This is a genomic window from Bacillus sp. FJAT-26390 (assembly GCF_001682865.1).
Taxonomy (GTDB): domain Bacteria; phylum Bacillota; class Bacilli; order Paenibacillales; family Paenibacillaceae; genus Pristimantibacillus.
On record NZ_MAQX01000032.1, the window covers coordinates 473,747 to 491,123 of the forward strand.

The window sequence follows — 17,377 nt, forward strand, 5'->3', positions numbered from 1 at the left end:
CCGGAAAATGTCTGAGAGCTTCGCAGCGTCTATCCTATTCTTGCAAATTTCACATAACAAGCTGAACCGGCGATCCCGGATTAACCTTAAATACGTCCACGTCCGGCAGCAAGCTTTTGACCAGATACATATAATCATAGGAGCGCTCGAGCGACGCTTCATCCGGTACGAACACTGAAATCTTGCCGCTTTGCAGCGACAGCACCTCAATCCGTGTCGGAAGCTTCTCGAAGGCGCTCATGCAAAACACCGACGTCATGTGAAACAACAGCTCGAGTGAGTCGTGATCGGTATCTATAGCCAGCTTCTGTACAATATAATCTTGAGCGGAGCCTTCCGGGTCGACGGAAACCAAATGAAAGATTTGCGATATTTCCATATCAAGCTCATCCACATAAGCCGTGAGCTGCTCATAAAAAATAATCGGCATGCTTGGGCACGAGCCGCCAAGCAGAAAAGTCGTCAAATGCGCCTTAACCAATTGCTTCATTTGCAAATAATGCTCATCCGAATGAAATTTATAATTCCGATTTGTCCACCATTGCTCCACCGCAGCCTCTATCGCCGCTTGCGTGCGCGCTTCCTCAGGCAGCCTGTAAAAATCATTCACGCTATGGCTTGCCGCGAACTGAACCATTTGCCGCCAATTTACGTCGCTTTCCCGTTTGCCGCCTGATTTCATTTTTGCGAATCTTTCAGGGCAGCGCAGCAGTTCCTCCAGCTTATAGTCTTCTATTCTTAATACCGCTGGCATTTGTTCCATCACAATGGCCGCCCTTCTCGCTAAATTATCCGGTAACCGCTACAAGGCCCGCTATTTGGCGGCCTAAGCTTCTGCCCTGCTCTTTCTCGGCTTCGGATGGATTGTATTCGAACTTAATGCACTCGCCGGCAATTTCCGCGCCAAGCTCCTTCAGCTTCGATTCTATGATATCAACCGCTGCGCAGTAAATCGGATATGACGTGTCGCCCGAGCCAAATACCGCTGCTTTCTTGCCGCTTAGATCAAGCGAATCCATCGCTTCGTAGAAGTCGATAAACTCATCCGGCAGCTCGCCGTCACCCCATGTGTATGCGCCAATAATGATGCCTTCATAATCATTAAGCTCATCAGCGCTCGCGTCAAATGCTTCCTTGGATACAACCTCCGCGCCCGCTTCCTTCGCTCCCTCTACAATAGCCTCGGCCATTTCTTCCGTGTTCCCCGTCATGCTCGCATATACGACAAGTACCTTTGGCATCTGCGATTCCTCCGCTTCCTATATGTTAGTTTTATACGCTTACCGTTTGAATGCCTTGAAAAAGCGTTGCCATATATAAATTGCCGTTCTGCATGTCAATATCGGTTACCGGGCAGCCCAGCTTGACGGATAGCAGCGTAACTTGGTTGCAAATATAAGCAAGCTGAAACAAACCGCGATCCGTACATACATAAATGTCATTTCCTTTGGCGAGCACAGAGAAGATGAACGGCTTGCCGAAGCGAACGCGGTCAAACCTTCCCTTCTTATCGCCAATGAGGAGCTCGCCTTTATCGCTCGTTCCGATTAGATGGCCCTTGAACACCGCTAAGCTCGTAACGCTGGTTTCCAGTTCAAAATGCGCCCAATCATCCATAAAGCGATCATAAAGCGAGACTCCGCTCTCATGCGCCAGAATCAAATATTGAGGCAAATTGATAAAATCGTAAACACGCTTGTCGTTGCAGGCGATCTGCTCCCATCTGGAGCTGGCTTTGGACCAAAGCCCGTATTCCGTCGCAGCGTAGCTGCTTCCGCCAATTTTGCGATATTGGTAGCATGGAATCGTTAAGCCGTCGTTCTCCCACGCATCTCCGTTCCATTCGTATAAGCCGCTATTCGTACAGGCATGCAACAGCTCATGCTGCAGCTGCAGCCGGTTTACGTTCGCATGCTCTTCCATCCCATGGTCGAGCTTCTTCCAATTGCTCTCCGCATCGATTTGATAAATGCCATGGCCTATTGATGCTGCGAACAAGCAGTCGGGTCCTGCCTTTACCGATGAGAAAGGAAAGAGCATCCAATTCCATGGCTTGCTCGTTTCAGTTTGCATGTCTCTTGCTCCTTTTTGAAAAAATAGCTTAGCTCCCAGCCGTTTGCTGGCCCTGCTGTTTTATATGCTTGATTCCTTGCTCCGGCAGCCTCTCTCTTGCAGCATCCTTAATGCGCTGCTTCCAGCCGTGCTGCTTTTGCAGCAGGAATGCTGAGCTGCGTTTTTTTATAACCATTTCATAAAGCAAACCCACAAGTTTTGCCTCCCGCTATATGTAAATATAAGCATTCTCAGTATTGATAATGATTATCACTTTCGTAAATATGATAACCATTCTCAACATGGATGTCAATGTATTTATGCATGAGCTCTTCCTAGCTTCCCTCTTTATAAGGCGTTCCCATAACTGATTAGCAGCCGCTCCCCTGCAAACATACATTTCCGCAAATATAGTTAACGGCCTATGACTATAGCAGATATAAACCCAATCAATAGATAGAGTATAAACGTAGAATAGGAACAAATACCAAGGAGGTGCTTTCACTGAGTTATTCAGATAATCGCAAAAAACGCTGTGTAAGAAAACCGGTTTCAGGCTGCCATCCAAAAAGAAAGAATCATAATGGTAAAGTCATTATCGTCAAGAAGGAACTAATCGTAAATGCCCCGAGAGGCGAACATGGTCGTAGAGGAAGTTCCGGCCGCAGAGGACCTCAAGGTCCTGCCGGGGCAGTAGGTCCCGTTGGACCTGCCGGCACTGGAGCAATCGGCGCTACTGGTCCTGCAGGCGCTGCTGGAGCAGTAGGAGCAGCAGGTCCTGTTGGCGCTACGGGAGCTACTGGCCCGTCATCCGGAGGTGCCATTATTCCTTTTGCGTCAGGCGCCCCTATTACCGCGACTACCGTAATAGGAGGTTCGGTCGGTACAGTAAGTCTAGTGGGCTTCGGACTCGCGCTTCCAGGCGTTGTGCTCACAGGGACATCTATTGATCTTACAGGCACTGTTCTTGGACCTATTCTTGATTTTGCCTTCTCGGTCCCTCGCGATGGAACGATAGATTCACTTTCCGCCTTCTTCAGCAACACGGCAACGGTTAACCTTCTTACAGCATCCGTTACGCTCACTGCACAATTGTACAGCGCTCCTTTGGGAAGCAATACCTTCAACCCCGTTGCTGGCGCTGCCGTCGTATTCGCTCCAATTACAGGCCTCCTTGCCCTTGGAAGCACAAGAACCGGCCTTGCTTCCGCCTTAGCTATTCCTGTAACTGCGGGAACCCGCCTTCTCTTGGTATACTCTGCCGATACAGATGCACTAGAACTTGCCGCTGCCGTAATAGGTTATGCTAGCGCCGGTTTATCTATCATCTAATAAGCGAGCCATTAATATTAAAAATAGCGGTACAGGTTATATACCTCTACCGCTATTTTTCTATACATGGATTTACGCCAATCTTCTAAAAAAAGAACCGTCCCGAAAGGTTATTCCAACCCTTTCCCTTTCGAGACAGCCCCTTTTTCACATGAAGAGCTTCGTTAAAGCGGCAATTGAAGACTCACCTTGAACCGTATTTTGATCTGTCCATTCTCAAATTGCACATCTCTTACCGTGACGATGTCCTGAGCCGGCAGATCAAGCGGGATGATGATCGTTTCCAGCATGCGGATCGGCAAAGCAATCTCCTTTATAGATAGCGACTGGGGCCTTAACGTAATGTTCGGCGACTGCCACTCTAGCGAATATACGGCATCCAGCTCGGCAGGTATACGATTCTTATAGGTTACGTTCATGCGTGCAATCAGCTTATTCTCTTCCAGCTCGAATATAGCGCCATCCAGACGGATATCCTTCTCAAGCGCTAAGAAAGGACCTTCAACGCCTTCAGCCGCATACTTACTTTTCATGTTCATTTTAATCAAATGGTTGATATCCTCTTCCGAGAGGACAAGCTCCGGCTTTAATTTACGGACCATTCCCAGTGCCTTCTCTTTCACGTCGATAGGCGCATAGCTCATGTCCAGCTTCTCATCCGGCGCAATATAGGATAGGAGCCACCAAATTGCTCCGCCAAGCAGTAAAACGATGATAATGATAACCGTCAGAAATCTTTTGAGCCATTTCCCCATATTTGGCTTCCCCTCCATTAGCAATTAATTGATATTCAAATACGTCAACACACAATGATAGTGCTATAATAGATCAAATAATCTATGCTGATGAACTGATAAGCTGAGAGGATGGTCACCCGTGAACACGAACAACGTACCGTTACACCGCATTGGGCTTGAGGAAATCGTCCAAGCGCAAATGCATTTAAAGGATGTCATTACGCGTACACCGCTTCAACATAACCGTGTGCTATCCGAGCGATATGACTGCAACGTACTGCTGAAACGAGAGGATTTGCAAATCGTTCGCTCGTTTAAAATACGCGGCGCCTTTCATTTGATGCGTTCTCTCTCGCCGGAGACGCTTGCTAAAGGGGTTGTCTGCGCTAGCGCCGGCAACCATGCGCAAGGAGTAGCCTACTCCTGCCAAACGCTCGGCATCCCCGGCAAAATATATATGCCAAGCACGACTCCTCGCCAAAAGGTAACGCAGGTAAGCTTCTTTGGCGGATCGTTTGTGGAGGTCATTCTGACAGGCGATACCTTCGATGATGCCTATGACGAGGCTATTGCCGAGAGCAATCGCAGCGGAATGGCATTCATCCACCCCTTCGACGATCCAAAAATCATCGCAGGAAACGGTACGGTTGGCCAAGAGTTTATGGAAGCGGCAGAGAGCGTACCCGATTTCGTGTTCGTAACCGTCGGCGGCGGCGGGCTTGCAGCCGGAGTCTCCTCCTATGTCAAAATCGTCTCTCCTTCAACGAAGGTCATCGGTGTTGAACCGGAAGGCGCGCAGTCGTTAAGGGCTTCACTTGATGCAGGACACGTAACGCCTCTTGACCAAATCGACAAGTTCGTGGACGGCGCAGCCGTCAAACGTATCGGCGATTTGACGTTCGAGCTTTGCAAAGACCTGCTGGACGATGTTATTGCCGTACCTGAAGGAAAAGTGTGTACAACGATGCTCGATTTGTACAACGAGAATGCGATCGTAGCCGAGCCGGCAGGCGCACTGCCGATTGCAGCGCTTGAAGCTTACCGCGAGCAGATCCGAGGCAAGACAGTTGTCTGCGTCGTAAGCGGCGGCAATAACGATGTTGACCGTATGCAAGAAATCAAAGAGCGTTCCCTCATTTATGAAGGCTACAAACATTATTTTATGGTCAGCTTCCCTCAACGCGCCGGAGCGCTTCGAGAGTTTCTCGATCAGGTGCTCGGTCCAAATGATGACATCACCCGCTTCGAATATACGAAGAAGTCGAATAAGGATAACGGCCCCGCGCTTGTCGGAATCGAGCTCAAGCACCGTGAGGACTATGATCCCCTCGTCGACCGCATGACAAAAAAAGGTTTTCAGTTTCTAGAGCTAAATAAGGATCCCGTTCTCTTCAACCTTTTAATTTGATCTTCATCTAAAATAGCATTCGCCCCGTTTCCACATATGGAAACGGGGCGATTTGTTTTTACCAGGCGTATGCGCGAGGCGCGTCTCCGCCAGGGCCAGGGAATATTTCATCAATGCGCTTCAGCGCTGATTCGTCTAATGAAATCTCGACCGCGCGAAGCGAGCGCTCGAACTGATCCAGTGTGCGGACGCCGATGATCGGAGCCGTTACGGCTGGATTGGCAAGCAGCCATGCAAGAGATACAAGATCCTCAGGCTCGCCTAGCTCGTCGCAGAAAGCAGCGTAAGCATCAAGCTGCTCACGGTGCTGCTCAAGCCGCTTGGAATCGCCGCTGCGGCGGCCTCCGTCCTTCCGGCGATGGTTGCCTGCAAGCAAGCCGCCATCGAGCGGGCTCCACGGAATAACGCCCAGGCCTAATTCCTTCGATGCAGGCAATACTTCCAGCTCCGGCAGACGGCATAGCAGATTGTATTTATGCTGCTCGGATACGAGCCCAATCGAGCCTCTCGCTTTTGCTTCGCCCTGTGCAACCGCGATATCCCAGCCTGCAAAGTTGCTTGAGCCTATGTAGTCGACTTTGCCTTGTAATACGGCTGTTTCGAATGCTCCCCACAGTTCGCTCCAATTCACGCTGCGATCCACGTGATGCATTTGATAAAGCTCGATATGATCGGTTTGAAGGCGCTTAAGCGAGCCTTCCAAATGTCTGCGGATTTTATAAGCGGATAAGCCTGCATCACGGTTAGGACCGTCATGAGCATCATGCATATCGCCATATACTTTAGTGGCAAGTACGGTGCGCTCGCGCCGGCCGTCGCCTTGTTTAAACCACTTGCCGATGATTTCCTCTGTGCGGCCCGCATTTTCGCCCCAGCCGTAAATGTTCGCGGTATCAATAAAATTAATGCCTGCATCCAAAGCAGCATCTAAAATACGAAATGATTCCTTCTCGTCGGTGTCCACGCCAAAATTCATTGTACCCAAACATAACCTGCTTACTCTAAGCCCCGATCTTCCTAGCTTCGCATACTGCACTCTAATCATCGCTCCTTCAAATTAGAAATAGGATGGATTACGTATTCATTATACAAAAATTACACAAAGTAACCAAACTGCGTTCATGTTCGCATGACAATCGTCCGCTAAACTAACGGCAGGAGGTGCACACATGATAATGTTCAATAACAATCCACAGCCAAAATTGCTAATTTTATACGCATCTTATGGAGAAGGCCACTTGCAGGTCGCACATGCGATTAAAAGTGCGCTCGAGGAACAAGGCAATTATCGCACCGTAATGGTGGATTTAATGGCAGAGTCCCATCCATGGCTGAATCAGGTAACCCGGTCGTTTTATCTGAAGAGCTATACGCATATGCCTTCGCTCTACGGCTGGATGTATGATTTCACAAGGCTGATGAAGCATGACTCATTGTTCGGCGGCCTGCTGCACTCTTTTGGAAAAGATAAAATCAGGCGTATTCTCAGAGTGGAGCAGCCGGATATCGTGATGCACACCTTTCCAAGCTTCGCCCTGCCGGAGTTAAAACGACGCACGGACTATCACCCGCCCTCCTATGCCGTTATCACCGACTTTGACCTGCACGGCCGCTGGGTGCATCCGAGCATTGAGCGTTACTACGTCGCAACGGAGGACTTGAAGCATGGACTAACGCAGCTTGGCATTCCGAGCAGCGCGATTCAAGTCAGCGGCATCCCCCTCAAGCGCGGCTTCCGCGCAACGACAGCATCGAGCGAGCTCTACGAACGTTATCATTTAAATCCCAATAAACCTGTAATCCTCATTATGGCGGGGGCGCAAGGCGTTATGCCTGACGTATCCCGTATTTGCGGCGGCTTGCTTGAAGACGAACACGTTCAGGTTGCGCTGGTGTGCGGACGCAATCTGCTCTTGAAAGATACGATCGAAAAACATTTTCAAGCTCATCACGGAGCCTCGCGCCTTCATGTTTATGGATTTATCGATCCTATTCATGAGCTTATGGCGCTCGCAGACTGCCTCATTACTAAACCTGGCGGCGTTACGCTATCAGAAGCAATCGCAGCGGGACTCCCGATTTTCATCTATCGGCCGGTACCCGGTCAAGAAAAACAAAACGCGCTGTATCTCGAATCCAAAGGCGCGGCTATTTTAGCGAGTAAAGCGAGTGAGCTGACGGAACAAATTTTGAAACTCGTGCATGATCCGTTGCGTCTTACTATTAGCAAGCTGTCCACCAAGCAGCTTCAAGCCTCGCAAACAGCAGCCGACAGCATTGTTTTGGATATGTTATCCAATACACGTATAATGGAGAGAGCAGCGACTTTATAAATGGATAAGGAGCTTGTCCTTGCGTACAAATCAGAGCGGTTGGTTTGGGGCGGAGATGCGACTCATCTCCGTTATTTTGTTCGTTGTTGAGTTTGTGAGGGGTGCCGTACTCGTCAGTTTATTGCCTATTTACGGCGCTAAATCGTTAGGGCTTTCACCCGATGTTATCGGAGCCGCTATATCCGCGCACTACGTCACCGATACGCTGCTCAAAATGGCGATCGGTTACTTGTTGGATCGATTTTCGATCCGCATCGTCGTGCAAGCCGGGCTGGTTATTTCGCTTATCGGCGTTTATTTGCTGCAATTCGCTGAGATTCCGTGGATGTTCATCGGTACGGCGGCCCTTTATGGCATCGGCATGTCGCCGATTTGGATCGTTTGCCTGACGAAGGTAACCGAGCAGCAGCGCGCCACCCAAATGGGATTGCTTTATACCATATGGATGGTTGGGCTTGGAAGCGGACCGATTGTATGTAATATTTTGCTCGATTACAGCGTATCGTTTACGTACAAGCTGCTTGTCAGCATGTCCGTGGCTGCATGCCTGTTAACGCTCTTCATGAGCAAGGAAAGGGCTGATACGCCAAACCGAATGCCTTTGCGCAAACAGCTTGTCATCCTAAAAGGACGGCTCAGCCAAATGAAGCTGCTGCTTCCGGGCATGATTTTGCAAACGACTGGCGCAAGCATGCTGGTTCCCATTCTGCCGAGCTTCGCCAATCATGAGCTAGCGCTCTCAGGCACGCAATACTCAATTCTCCTTACAGTAGGCGGACTTTGCGCTGCTGCCGGGCTTATCCCGATGGGCAGGCTGTCCGACAAGCTTGGGGGCAAGAAATGGTTTCTCGTTACCGGCTTTTGCATATTTGCTTTAGGCTTATACATGCTGGCTTCGGGCCAGACGTTCTGGTATTGTTTACTTATTGCCGTCGCGTTAGGCTTGTCTTATGCCGCAATTTTGCCCGCATGGAATGCGCTGCTTGCCACTTATGTTCCCCCTAATCAGGAGGGGCTTGGCTGGGGCATCCTCTCTACTGTCGAAGGTGTTGGCGTTATGATTGGACCGATCGTTGGCGGCATGATCGCCGCTTGGAACGGAGAAGTTGCTGTTTTTTGGATAAGCGCCATTCTTTTTGGAGCAATTGGCATGTTTTATTTATGGTTCCCTTTTAAGGCGTTTGCTACAAATGAAAAAGCTACAAATAAATAGATCGGGGTAAAATCTATGGATGATTGGCGCAATTGGCTGGAGTACTTAAAACATTTGGATCTCGATTCCATTCAGTGGACGCTGCAAAGCTATTCGCAGTGGGGCCCTTTGCCCGGGATTTTGCTTCCTTTTACTGAATCGTTCCTCCCTTTTCTTCCGTTAATTCTCATCATAGCCGCTAATGCCAACATATACGGGCTCGGCCTTGGGTTTCTATTCTCCTGGCTAGGCGTAACCGCAGGCGCTGTATGCGTATTTTGGATTAGCAGAACGCTTGGGCGCAACGTTAAGGGAAGGCTGGAGAAACGTTTTCCAAAGTCAGAACGGTTTTTCAACTGGGTCGAGCGCAAAGGGTTCACGCCGCTGTTTCTGCTCGCATGCTTTCCCTTCACTCCTTCTGTCGTCATTACGATTGTTTCCGGCCTCAGCAAAGTTCCCTTTCACACCTTCCTGCTTGCTACTTTGCTTGGGAAGGCCGTCATGATATTTTGCATCTCGCTGATTAGCTTCGACATCGGCAATCTCGTTGATGAGCCTTGGCGTATTTTTGTCTCGATTACCGCCGTTCTGGTCATGTGGTTCGGAGGCAAGCGCCTCGAATCGCGTTATCAGGTGAATGGGTGAGGTGAGCGTAAGTGGCTGCTTGGGGCTTATTACACGATCGGGCGGCGCAGCTTGCGCCGCTCTTATTTACTTGGTTTGACCTTGGCGCAACCGCCATCGTGCTTCTAATAGCGGGAACGCTGCTCGCAGGCATGTTCATGTTCATTCGAATTGCATCGGATGACTCTGACCGGTATAAGGTGCTTAAGGAAATGGTGGAAACCCTCTTCGGCACGCCCGCCCATCTTAGGCAGCAGCCAGAGAATAACGCCGATAAAGCTATTGTAAAAACCGACAAGAGCGCTGAAGCCGCCATTGCGGCTTTCTCCGAGCCTTGTCCGGCTTGCAGCGAAACGGTCACTGAACGTGATTCGACTTGCCCCTCCTGCGGACTTCAACTGTTATAATCTTCCCTTATTCTCTCCGTTGCCTGGACTCATACAATTCCTCCTTTTGTGGCACACTGTTGAGGATCTTCTTGCGAAGATAACGACGAATACCTCAGGAGGGTGACCACATGTCAGGCAAACAGCCATCCGATCAGCAGAAAGCGGCAAGCAAAGCCCAATCCCAAGCAGACCGCAATAAAGCAAGCAAAGAATCAGCTAGCGAGCTGCAATCAGATGCCGATCGCGCAGCGGTGCCGAAGCACGGATTATAAGCATAGGAAGGTTGGATGACACCATATGAGCAATCAAGACAACCATCATGAGATGAATCCCCTATCAGGCGAACCGGTTGAAGTAAAAGGTACCTACCGCAACGAATGGGGCCGTGAGGAACAGCTTGAACGCGGAGACGTGTTCCCGGCAGACCCTATGCTTGGATCAACAGAATGGCAGCTGGTCGAGCTATACTTCAATAACCATCATCAAGGGCATACCGATCCGCGCTTGGTGCCGCATGATGATGACAATAATCCAGAAGCGCATATGCAGCATCCTCGCCGTCACGAGGGCAGCAACAAAACCGACGACGATCAATAACATTATTTCTATAAACAAAACAGCAGGCCGGAGCGCTCAATCGCGATGCTCCCTCCTGCTGTTTTTGTATCTATTATCATGTAATGCAGCCTGCGAATTAAAGCTGCTTCTCCGCAGCTCCCGATTCATCAGCGCCGCGCTTCGCGTTCTCCTCGCGCTGCTGCACTTGGTCGAGCAGCTTCTCCAATCGACGCAGATGATACGCATATTCGAACAGTCCCGAAGCGACAAAGACAAGGCGCTTGTGCTCATCCGGATCTTCCATGATGTATGCCGTCAAATCCTTTACGAACCGAGCCTCGCGCTCTTCCTCCGGCTCGATAAGCGCGTGCGGCTTCATTTTATCCTCTGCTTTGAGCAAAATATGCTCGTGATATTTGGACAACTCCTCAATTTGCCGATCGAAGCGCAGCGCCCACTCGCCTGCGCTTGGCGAAGCAAAATAATGCTCCTCTACCACATCAAGAAGATCGGCTCCTTTTTGCAGCGTCTTAATCATTTGCTTCGATAGGAGAAGCTGCCTGGCATGACTTGTCCTCGCCCGTGCAAGCACCTTGCGCTCCTCTTCGAATACGGCATGGCGCTCCTCCAACTTCCTCAGCGTAATATGAAGCTTGTCCTTTTCCTGGCGGAATACCTGCTCCTTCATCTCGTTGGAAATCGCCGTGCGCAGCAGCAGTGAAAGCTGGGTGTAGGCCTGATGCACCTGCTCCGTGAACTGCCGCCTTGGTCGCGGCGGGAACACCAGCACGTTGACTGCGAATGAAGCGCCGATACCGGTAAGAACCATCAGCAGCCGCCCAACCGCCACATCCCAGCCCTGTCCATTCGCCTCCATGATCGCGACGACCGTCACAAGCGTCAGGCTGATTGTGCTTTCCATTTTGAGACGGATGCTGATTAGAATAACGAGAATACAGACAAGTCCAGCCGCAATCGGCGTATGACCGAATAACCGAACGGCTATGATTGCTATAAAAGCGCCAAGCAGATTCGTTTGCACCTGGTCCGCAACACGCTGCCATGACCGGTAAATCGAGGGCTGAATCGTAAAAATAGCTGCAACAGCAGCAATAAGCGGGGACGCAAAGCCGAACAAGCTGCTTAAGTATATCGCTAACGCGACAGCCATCCCCGTTTTTAAAACTCTTGCGCCAATCGTCATGTTGCTTCAGCCTCCATCACAAGCAGCTCGGATTCGGCCACCTCTCTCCCATTTACCCATAATGTGATGCGATGAAGCCCGCTATAGTGCTTGCGCGTCGTTAAATCGGCAAAGCGATGTACCCTTGTACCTGATGCGGAAGCTCCGCCTGCATATTCGCGATCGGATAGCAAAAACCGCTTTAATGATGTTTTGCCGCCCGATTTCACGAAGGCAATGCCGTATTCGATGCGAAGCTTCGCCGGCGCGCCCTCGCGTACTTGTAAACGATAGCGTAAAGCAACCTCGTCCCCGATCACAATCGTACTCGGCTCTACATCCAGAGCTGCGGTAACGACAAGGGAAGATCCGTCTTCCTCCGTGCTTTCATTTTCAGCATAGCCGAACAAAGCCATAATCTGCGGGTTGGATTGCTTAATCAGCGTGCGGCAGCCATGCCGTATAATCCAATCGGTCTTGGCATCCTTGCCGATCCACGCCGCTGCAAGCTGGGTAACCAGGTCCGGGTGATCCTTGGCGATATCATTCAAATTGTTCGCCACGCTCTTGCGCACATAGAGCGAAGGATCTTGTTTTAGCTTGTCCAAAATGGGAACAATCGGCGATGGGTCACGCTTAAAGAGCGGCAGCGCCTGCGCCCATGGCAGGCGCGGCCTAATGCCTTCACTCGCCAGCCGCCGCACATGCTCATTCGGATGATCCGCCCATTCGAGCATTTGCTGTGCCATACGCTCCGGGTCACTGAGAATAAACGCACGTATGGCGAATTCAGAGGTAGAGCGCTCGGTAAAGCGTTTCAGCGCAGCGAGCGACAGGTCCCAAAGCTGCGGCTCCATGCCGTATACTTCAACGAAATCCGGAAAGAACAAATAGGGAAGTCCCGTGCATTTTTCATCTATTTGATATAAAACAGCCAACGCCTCTTCATAGGATTGCGGCAAAGAGGCGCCAAGCGCTTCCGTAATTTTCCGTGTACGGGCCTTGAGCTCAAGCTGCTCCCAGCTCTCGTCTCTCACTCGCTCGATGAAGAGCGCCTCGTCAAACGGGCTCCATGCCGTTTTCACCAAGCTTGCGAACCGTTCTAAAAATAACCCGTCATATATTGCTTTAAGTGGTTCTGCCAACGTAAATCCCCTCCTCCAGCTATTATACCGAAAAAACCAAATTCTTCACTATCGCCCTCATAAAGCGCAGCTATAATGAAAAACAGCCCAGAAACGCTCCCGCAGGAGCACTCCCGAGCTGTCTTCTATTCGTTATCCTTCTTATGCATAACGCGAAATGATGCCGGAAAGCTGATTGGCTATCGCATTTGAACCGGCCGCCAGCTGTTCATTCGTGAAGCGAGCGCGTACGAAAGACTCATCCATATCCATCGCCTCCGCAAAAAAACTGGATAAGCCGCGCGCACGGCGATCGATCTGCAGCACCAGCTCCAGCTCGCGATCCGACGGGTAGAACATAACCTCAAGCTCATCGAGCTGCCCGCGGAACTGCGTAGTCGGCACGAACTCCAGCTCTTGAATAAACGGTATTTTGCCGCCAAGACGGGAGGAATACTCGCACTCCGCCTTGCGCAAGCGGAAGCCCAGCAGATTCAGTGCCTCCAGCACCGTATTCATCGGAGCGGTCGGAACAACTTCGATGCGGTCATTATCGCCTGGATCAACGCCGCCGCGAACGTCAAGCTCCGTCTTCACCCATACCGGCGCCCGGCCAATCGTAAGCGGAGTTTGATGCGGAAGCTGGAAGGAGAACGGAACCTCGCGGCTCTCTCCTGCTTGCAGCGTGAAAGGCGCGCTAACATGATAGCGTCCAATTTCGCCGTGATGCGTCAGTTTTGTATCGTTGCTCTCTTTTATATATTCGGTCATGACTGACAGCTGTATCGTCTCAATGCGCTGTTCCACGCTGCCGCCTTGAATCTTTACAATACCGCGAACCTCTTCACCGGGTGCATAACGAGCCTTCTCCAATACCGTATCGATCTTCGCGGAACCAATACCGATACTCGCCAAAAAACGATTAAACATCCAATCAACCCCCACTCCAAATATCGTGAATCCTCACTGCTTAAGCATATTACGGCAGCTTCAAATTTAGGTTTCAACCACAGGCTGTTCTTTGTAGGGCAATTGAATAATAAAGGTCGTTCCTACGCCCATCTGGGTCTCCGCCGAGATATGTCCCTGATGGTTGTCCACAATTTTGTAGGTAACCATTAAGCCTAATCCCGTTCCTTTATCCTTTGTCGTATAAAATGGCTGCCCGATCTTGGACAGCTGCTCCGTCGGAATACCCGAGCCTTCATCCTTGATTCGTATCAATACCCCGCGAGCTTCATCCAGCGACATATTAATCGTAACCACGCCTCCGCTAGGCATCGCTTCGATCGCATTTTTAAGTACGTTAATAAACACTTGCTTCAATTGATTTTCCACGCCAAAAACCCATAATGGGCGATAATCGGCATGGAACTCAATCACGACGTTGTGCAAGATGGCCTGCGTATCCAGCAGGTTTACCGTCTCCGACATGATTTGGCGCGAATCCTTATAAACAAACTCATAAATTTGAGGCTTGGAGAGCATAAGCAATTCACTGACGATGGATTCAATCCGAACAAGCTCGGACTTCATAATCTCGTAGAAGTTGCTGCTGTTGCCTCTGCCGGTTGAAAGGAGCTGCAAAAAACCTTTTAACGAGGTAAGCGGGTTCCGAATCTCATGGGCGATGCCGGCAGCCAGCTGGCCTGCTACGTAGAGCTTCTCTGAGTTAATCAGCAGCTCCTCGTTCTTTTTCCGTTCGGAGATGTCCCGAATAATAACCTGCACAATCTGCTTTCCCGAAAAAGCGGAGCTAGCCCTGACCATTTCCGTATGGAGGAGCTTGCCTTGAACCGACAGCCATTGCAGCTCAATCGGCTTGTTCGGCGCGTCCTCACCCGCTTGTCCTGCAGCCATCCATTCCGCCATCTCAAGATGGTGCTTCTCGTCCAAGAGTTCGAATATGCTTGTTCCGATAATTTCATTCTCCGACTGCACCTCGAACATACGCAGGCCGGCACTGTTCATAAATTCCCATTTGCTGTTGCTGATCAAGGCAATTGTATCCATTGAGTTCTCGACAAGAAGCTTGTACCGCTCATCGATCTGGCTGTATTTGCTCGCATTTAGCCAAGTCGTCAGACTAAAGCTAAGAATGATTAAAGTGGACAGCCCGAGCAAGAAGGCAAGCATCCGCATATATTCGTTTAATAAGTCCGTTGATAAAATGTCGTTGTAATCGACCTTTAGCGCGTACAGGCTAATCTGATGCATCACCATGCTGGAGATGCCAAGCGAAAGGCAGCTCTTGAGCTTGTACATTCGCGTCTTGGTCTCAAGCCTTCGGAATGCAATATAAGCACCGATGAAACTAACAGCGTAAGAGAGCAAATAGAGCAGCCAATTCATTTTTAAAATAATAATGGAATCGGACAGCATCGACATATATTGCAGCGTCGTAGCTCCAAGCGCCATTAATAGAGCACTAAACAAATAGCGCCCTCGCACAAGCTCCTGTTTCCTTAATACAGATAATGCACAATAAACGATAATCGCGCACACGATTAGTACAAGCAGCATGCTCCAATCCATCAGCATCCGATAATCGGAAGCAAGCAAAGATACGACATGCATCGTCCATAGCCCGAGCCCAAATACGAAGGCCCCGCCAATCAGCCAGTTGAATCCGGTTACCCGTTCACGCAGCTGCGGCTGCTCAATCATATTGACCATCGTATAGGCGGCAAAGCACATGATAATAATAGACAACACTAAATAGTAAGGATTTCCAATAATAATAGATTGGGTCATAAGACTCCTTGAATATCCATAAATTTACTTACTAGTAGTAAAGTTCGACAATTTTCAATAAAACCCTCTCTTTTTTGTGCAAATTTTTGCATGATGCTGTCATAATGCTAGAGGCTGTTTCTCTTCGTCTCGTCTTCGGCTATTATGATAGGATGACAGAAGTCAAAAAGGGCAATACTAGATGATATATTAATAGACTTCTGTAAGGCAGCCCGTTTTGCTTCACAACATTTTTAGGAGGAAATGCAATGAAAATCATCAAGGAATTTAAAGAATTTGCGATGAAAGGCAATGTCATCGACCTAGCTGTCGGTGTCATTATCGGAGGAGCGTTCGGCAAAATCGTCACCTCGCTCGTCAATGACATTATTATGCCGCCTATCGGCAGGATACTCGGTGGGGTTGATTTTAAGGATTTAAAGATACCTCTTTATTCAAAAGCAAATGAGCCAGTGGATCAGGCAACGGCACCATACATTAATTACGGTCAATTCATCAACGTCATGCTCGACTTTTTGATCGTCGCTTTCTGTATCTTCCTGCTTGTCAAAGTCATCAATGTTCTGCGTCGCAGCGAGAAAAAACAAGAAGCTCCCGTAGAGGTAACGGAGAAAGAGTGCCCTTACTGCTTGTCTAAGGTTCCGGTGAAAGCTACGCGCTGCAAGCACTGCACGTCCCAGCTTGAGGCTGTTGCACATGGCTGAGGAGCTGTTCGACATCTATGACGAGCAGCTTCGGCCGCTTGGCACGGCGACGCGCGCGGAGACGCATGCGCAGGGCTATTGGCATCGGACCTTCCATTGCTGGCTGACTCGGCGCGAGGAGAACCGCCGATTCGTGCGGTTCCAGCTGCGCCAGGCCAGCAAGGATACGAATCCAGGCTGCTTCGATATTACAGCTGCCGGTCATTTTGCCGCAGGCGAGACCCTTCGCGAAGCAATGCGCGAGTTGGAGGAAGAGCTCGGCGTAAGCGCCTCATTCGAGCAGCTTATCCCGCTCGGGCAAATACGAGAAGATGCCCATGGCGAAGTAAACGGCAAGCCCTTCATCGACCGTGAGGTCAGCGACGTTTTTGCACTCGTTTGCGAAGTGCCTTTGACTGAACTGAAGCTCCAGCCAGAAGAAGTGGCCGGCGTGTACGAGGCCGATTTGGATGAGCTGATTGCGATGTTCGAAGGCTCATTATCCGAGGTGTCTGCGATTGGCGTCGAGCTTGACGCGCAGTCCGGGCAGCTATCGCGCGTTTCTCGCCTTGTACAAGCGAATCAATTCGTGCCTCGCGATTATTCTTTTTATGCGAACGTGCTTCAGGCGCTGCATGGCTGTACTTAGTCCGTGCGGCGCTTTCGCTCTCTTGCCCGCGAACTCCCCATGTCCGCTCCCAATTGGTGTACCACTGATCAATTAGTCCGTGGATGTTATAAAACTCGGTATTGCGCGGCGCCAGGTCAAAGTCATTCAGCTCAGGCTGGTTGTAGATCCGCGCCGCCATTTCATGAAAGCACCCGTGCAGATTGCTTTCAATAAAGCTGCCCAGCTGATCGACAGACGTAAACGATTGCGGATCGAACTGCACTCTCTGCTCCGCTCCCGCATCGAAACAACTGGAACGGCGAATGCCTTCCGGAACCTGATTCCATCCCGCAACCATTCTTCGATCGTAGCCCATTGAGTCATACCAGCTATAGACC

20 protein-coding genes are annotated in these 17,377 nt (G+C 50.1%); 10 read left to right on the forward strand and 10 right to left on the reverse strand.

Translation table 11 applies throughout. From position 1 onward, the window contains the following. Positions 1–49 precede the first annotated feature (49 nt). From A7975_RS22910 to A7975_RS34285, 4 genes are read right to left on the reverse strand one after another with little or no spacing between them, the layout of a single operon-like run. Positions 50–763, reverse strand: coding sequence for a hypothetical protein (locus A7975_RS22910; protein WP_065386647.1), 714 nt, complete (start codon positions 761–763; stop codon positions 50–52). Positions 764–788: 25 nt separating this feature from the next. After that, positions 789–1,241: a flavodoxin gene (locus A7975_RS22915; protein WP_065386648.1), complete on the reverse strand. Its 453-nt coding sequence runs from the start codon at positions 1,239–1,241 to the stop codon at positions 789–791. A gap of 31 nt (positions 1,242–1,272) precedes the next feature. Then, positions 1,273–2,073 (reverse strand): hypothetical protein, encoded by an 801-nt coding sequence (locus A7975_RS22920; protein WP_065386649.1) that lies wholly within the window; start codon positions 2,071–2,073, stop codon positions 1,273–1,275. A 28-nt stretch (positions 2,074–2,101) separates the two neighbouring features. Beyond that, a complete protein-coding gene (locus tag A7975_RS34285) occupies positions 2,102–2,266 on the reverse strand; it encodes a hypothetical protein (protein WP_176707786.1) in 165 nt (54 codons plus the stop codon). Between the two features lie 281 nt (positions 2,267–2,547). Here A7975_RS34285 and A7975_RS22925 point away from each other — a divergent pair, with 281 nt between their 5' ends. Continuing rightward, positions 2,548–3,384, forward strand: coding sequence for an exosporium glycoprotein BclB-related protein (locus tag A7975_RS22925; protein WP_176707787.1), 837 nt, complete (start codon positions 2,548–2,550; stop codon positions 3,382–3,384). Positions 3,385–3,548: 164 nt separating this feature from the next. On the opposite strand, the gene A7975_RS22930 is transcribed toward A7975_RS22925, so the two are convergent. After that, on the reverse strand, positions 3,549–4,139 hold the full coding sequence (locus tag A7975_RS22930; protein WP_065386650.1) for a hypothetical protein: 591 nt from the start codon (positions 4,137–4,139) through the stop codon (positions 3,549–3,551). Between the two features lie 121 nt (positions 4,140–4,260). Here A7975_RS22930 and ilvA point away from each other — a divergent pair, with 121 nt between their 5' ends. Next, entirely contained in the window at positions 4,261–5,529 is a 1,269-nt protein-coding gene (gene ilvA / locus A7975_RS22935; protein WP_255314465.1) for a threonine ammonia-lyase IlvA, read from the forward strand. Between the two features lie 58 nt (positions 5,530–5,587). Here ilvA and A7975_RS22940 read toward each other — a convergent pair whose 3' ends face one another. Further along, positions 5,588–6,565: an aldo/keto reductase gene (locus A7975_RS22940; RefSeq protein ID WP_065386651.1), complete on the reverse strand. Its 978-nt coding sequence runs from the start codon at positions 6,563–6,565 to the stop codon at positions 5,588–5,590. Positions 6,566–6,698: 133 nt separating this feature from the next. On the opposite strand from A7975_RS22940, the gene A7975_RS22945 reads away from it, so the two are divergent. The 6 genes from A7975_RS22945 to A7975_RS22965 all read left to right on the forward strand — a co-directional run bounded on the left by A7975_RS22945 (position 6,699) and on the right by A7975_RS22965 (position 10,664). Beyond that, positions 6,699–7,862, forward strand: a complete 1,164-nt coding sequence (locus A7975_RS22945) for an MGDG synthase family glycosyltransferase (RefSeq protein WP_082198392.1) — start codon at positions 6,699–6,701, stop codon at positions 7,860–7,862. Positions 7,863–7,881: 19 nt separating this feature from the next. Next, entirely contained in the window at positions 7,882–9,075 is a 1,194-nt protein-coding gene (locus A7975_RS22950; protein ID WP_331459224.1) for an MFS transporter, read from the forward strand. A gap of 15 nt (positions 9,076–9,090) precedes the next feature. Next, positions 9,091–9,699: a TVP38/TMEM64 family protein gene (locus tag A7975_RS22955; protein WP_053372944.1), complete on the forward strand. Its 609-nt coding sequence runs from the start codon at positions 9,091–9,093 to the stop codon at positions 9,697–9,699. 11 nt (positions 9,700–9,710) lie between these two features. Beyond that, entirely contained in the window at positions 9,711–10,085 is a 375-nt protein-coding gene (locus A7975_RS22960; RefSeq protein ID WP_065386652.1) for a zinc ribbon domain-containing protein, read from the forward strand. Positions 10,086–10,195: 110 nt separating this feature from the next. After that, complete coding sequence (locus A7975_RS34290) at positions 10,196–10,339, forward strand: hypothetical protein (protein ID WP_176707788.1); 144 nt, start codon at positions 10,196–10,198, stop codon at positions 10,337–10,339. A gap of 25 nt (positions 10,340–10,364) precedes the next feature. Continuing rightward, the gene (locus tag A7975_RS22965) at positions 10,365–10,664 is read left to right on the forward strand and encodes a hypothetical protein (protein WP_053372946.1); all 300 of its coding nucleotides are present in this window, start codon (positions 10,365–10,367) and stop codon (positions 10,662–10,664) included. A 97-nt stretch (positions 10,665–10,761) separates the two neighbouring features. Here the strand turns inward: A7975_RS22965 and A7975_RS22970 are convergent, their stop codons facing one another. From A7975_RS22970 to A7975_RS22985, 4 genes are all read right to left on the reverse strand, one after another. Further along, positions 10,762–11,829: an FUSC family protein gene (locus A7975_RS22970; RefSeq protein WP_053372947.1), complete on the reverse strand. Its 1,068-nt coding sequence runs from the start codon at positions 11,827–11,829 to the stop codon at positions 10,762–10,764. Next, the gene (locus A7975_RS22975; protein WP_065386653.1) at positions 11,826–12,953 is read right to left on the reverse strand and encodes a DNA alkylation repair protein; all 1,128 of its coding nucleotides are present in this window, start codon (positions 12,951–12,953) and stop codon (positions 11,826–11,828) included. Before A7975_RS22975 ends, A7975_RS22970 begins: the two co-directional genes overlap by 4 nt. 141 nt (positions 12,954–13,094) lie before the next feature. After that, positions 13,095–13,862, reverse strand: coding sequence for a sporulation protein (locus A7975_RS22980; protein WP_065386654.1), 768 nt, complete (start codon positions 13,860–13,862; stop codon positions 13,095–13,097). Between the two features lie 66 nt (positions 13,863–13,928). Continuing rightward, on the reverse strand, positions 13,929–15,686 hold the full coding sequence (locus tag A7975_RS22985) for an ATP-binding protein (RefSeq protein ID WP_053372950.1): 1,758 nt from the start codon (positions 15,684–15,686) through the stop codon (positions 13,929–13,931). Between the two features lie 248 nt (positions 15,687–15,934). Between A7975_RS22985 and mscL the strand changes: the two genes are divergently transcribed. Together mscL and A7975_RS22995 are read left to right on the forward strand one after the other, a co-directional pair. After that, a complete protein-coding gene (mscL, locus tag A7975_RS22990; RefSeq protein ID WP_065386655.1) occupies positions 15,935–16,390 on the forward strand; it encodes a large-conductance mechanosensitive channel protein MscL in 456 nt (151 codons plus the stop codon). After that, complete coding sequence (locus tag A7975_RS22995; protein WP_053372952.1) at positions 16,383–17,018, forward strand: NUDIX hydrolase; 636 nt, start codon at positions 16,383–16,385, stop codon at positions 17,016–17,018. Before mscL ends, A7975_RS22995 begins: the two co-directional genes overlap by 8 nt. Positions 17,019–17,377 lie beyond the last annotated feature (359 nt).

Coding starts and splice junctions, on each gene's coding strand:
- A7975_RS22910 (WP_065386647.1), bottom strand. CDS start 763: ATGGAACAAATGCCAGCGGTATTAAGAATAGAAGACTATAAGCTGGAG.
- A7975_RS22915 (WP_065386648.1), bottom strand. CDS start 1,241: ATGCCAAAGGTACTTGTCGTATATGCGAGCATGACGGGGAACACGGAA.
- A7975_RS22920 (WP_065386649.1), bottom strand. CDS start 2,073: ATGCAAACTGAAACGAGCAAGCCATGGAATTGGATGCTCTTTCCTTTC.
- A7975_RS22930 (WP_065386650.1), bottom strand. CDS start 4,139: ATGGGGAAATGGCTCAAAAGATTTCTGACGGTTATCATTATCATCGTT.
- A7975_RS22945 (WP_082198392.1), top strand. CDS start 6,699: ATGATAATGTTCAATAACAATCCACAGCCAAAATTGCTAATTTTATAC.
- A7975_RS22955 (WP_053372944.1), top strand. CDS start 9,091: ATGGATGATTGGCGCAATTGGCTGGAGTACTTAAAACATTTGGATCTC.
- A7975_RS34290 (WP_176707788.1), top strand. CDS start 10,196: ATGTCAGGCAAACAGCCATCCGATCAGCAGAAAGCGGCAAGCAAAGCC.
- A7975_RS22965 (WP_053372946.1), top strand. CDS start 10,365: ATGAGCAATCAAGACAACCATCATGAGATGAATCCCCTATCAGGCGAA.
- A7975_RS22970 (WP_053372947.1), bottom strand. CDS start 11,829: ATGACGATTGGCGCAAGAGTTTTAAAAACGGGGATGGCTGTCGCGTTA.
- A7975_RS22980 (WP_065386654.1), bottom strand. CDS start 13,862: ATGTTTAATCGTTTTTTGGCGAGTATCGGTATTGGTTCCGCGAAGATC.
- A7975_RS22985 (WP_053372950.1), bottom strand. CDS start 15,686: ATGACCCAATCTATTATTATTGGAAATCCTTACTATTTAGTGTTGTCT.
- mscL (WP_065386655.1), top strand. CDS start 15,935: ATGAAAATCATCAAGGAATTTAAAGAATTTGCGATGAAAGGCAATGTC.
- A7975_RS22995 (WP_053372952.1), top strand. CDS start 16,383: ATGGCTGAGGAGCTGTTCGACATCTATGACGAGCAGCTTCGGCCGCTT.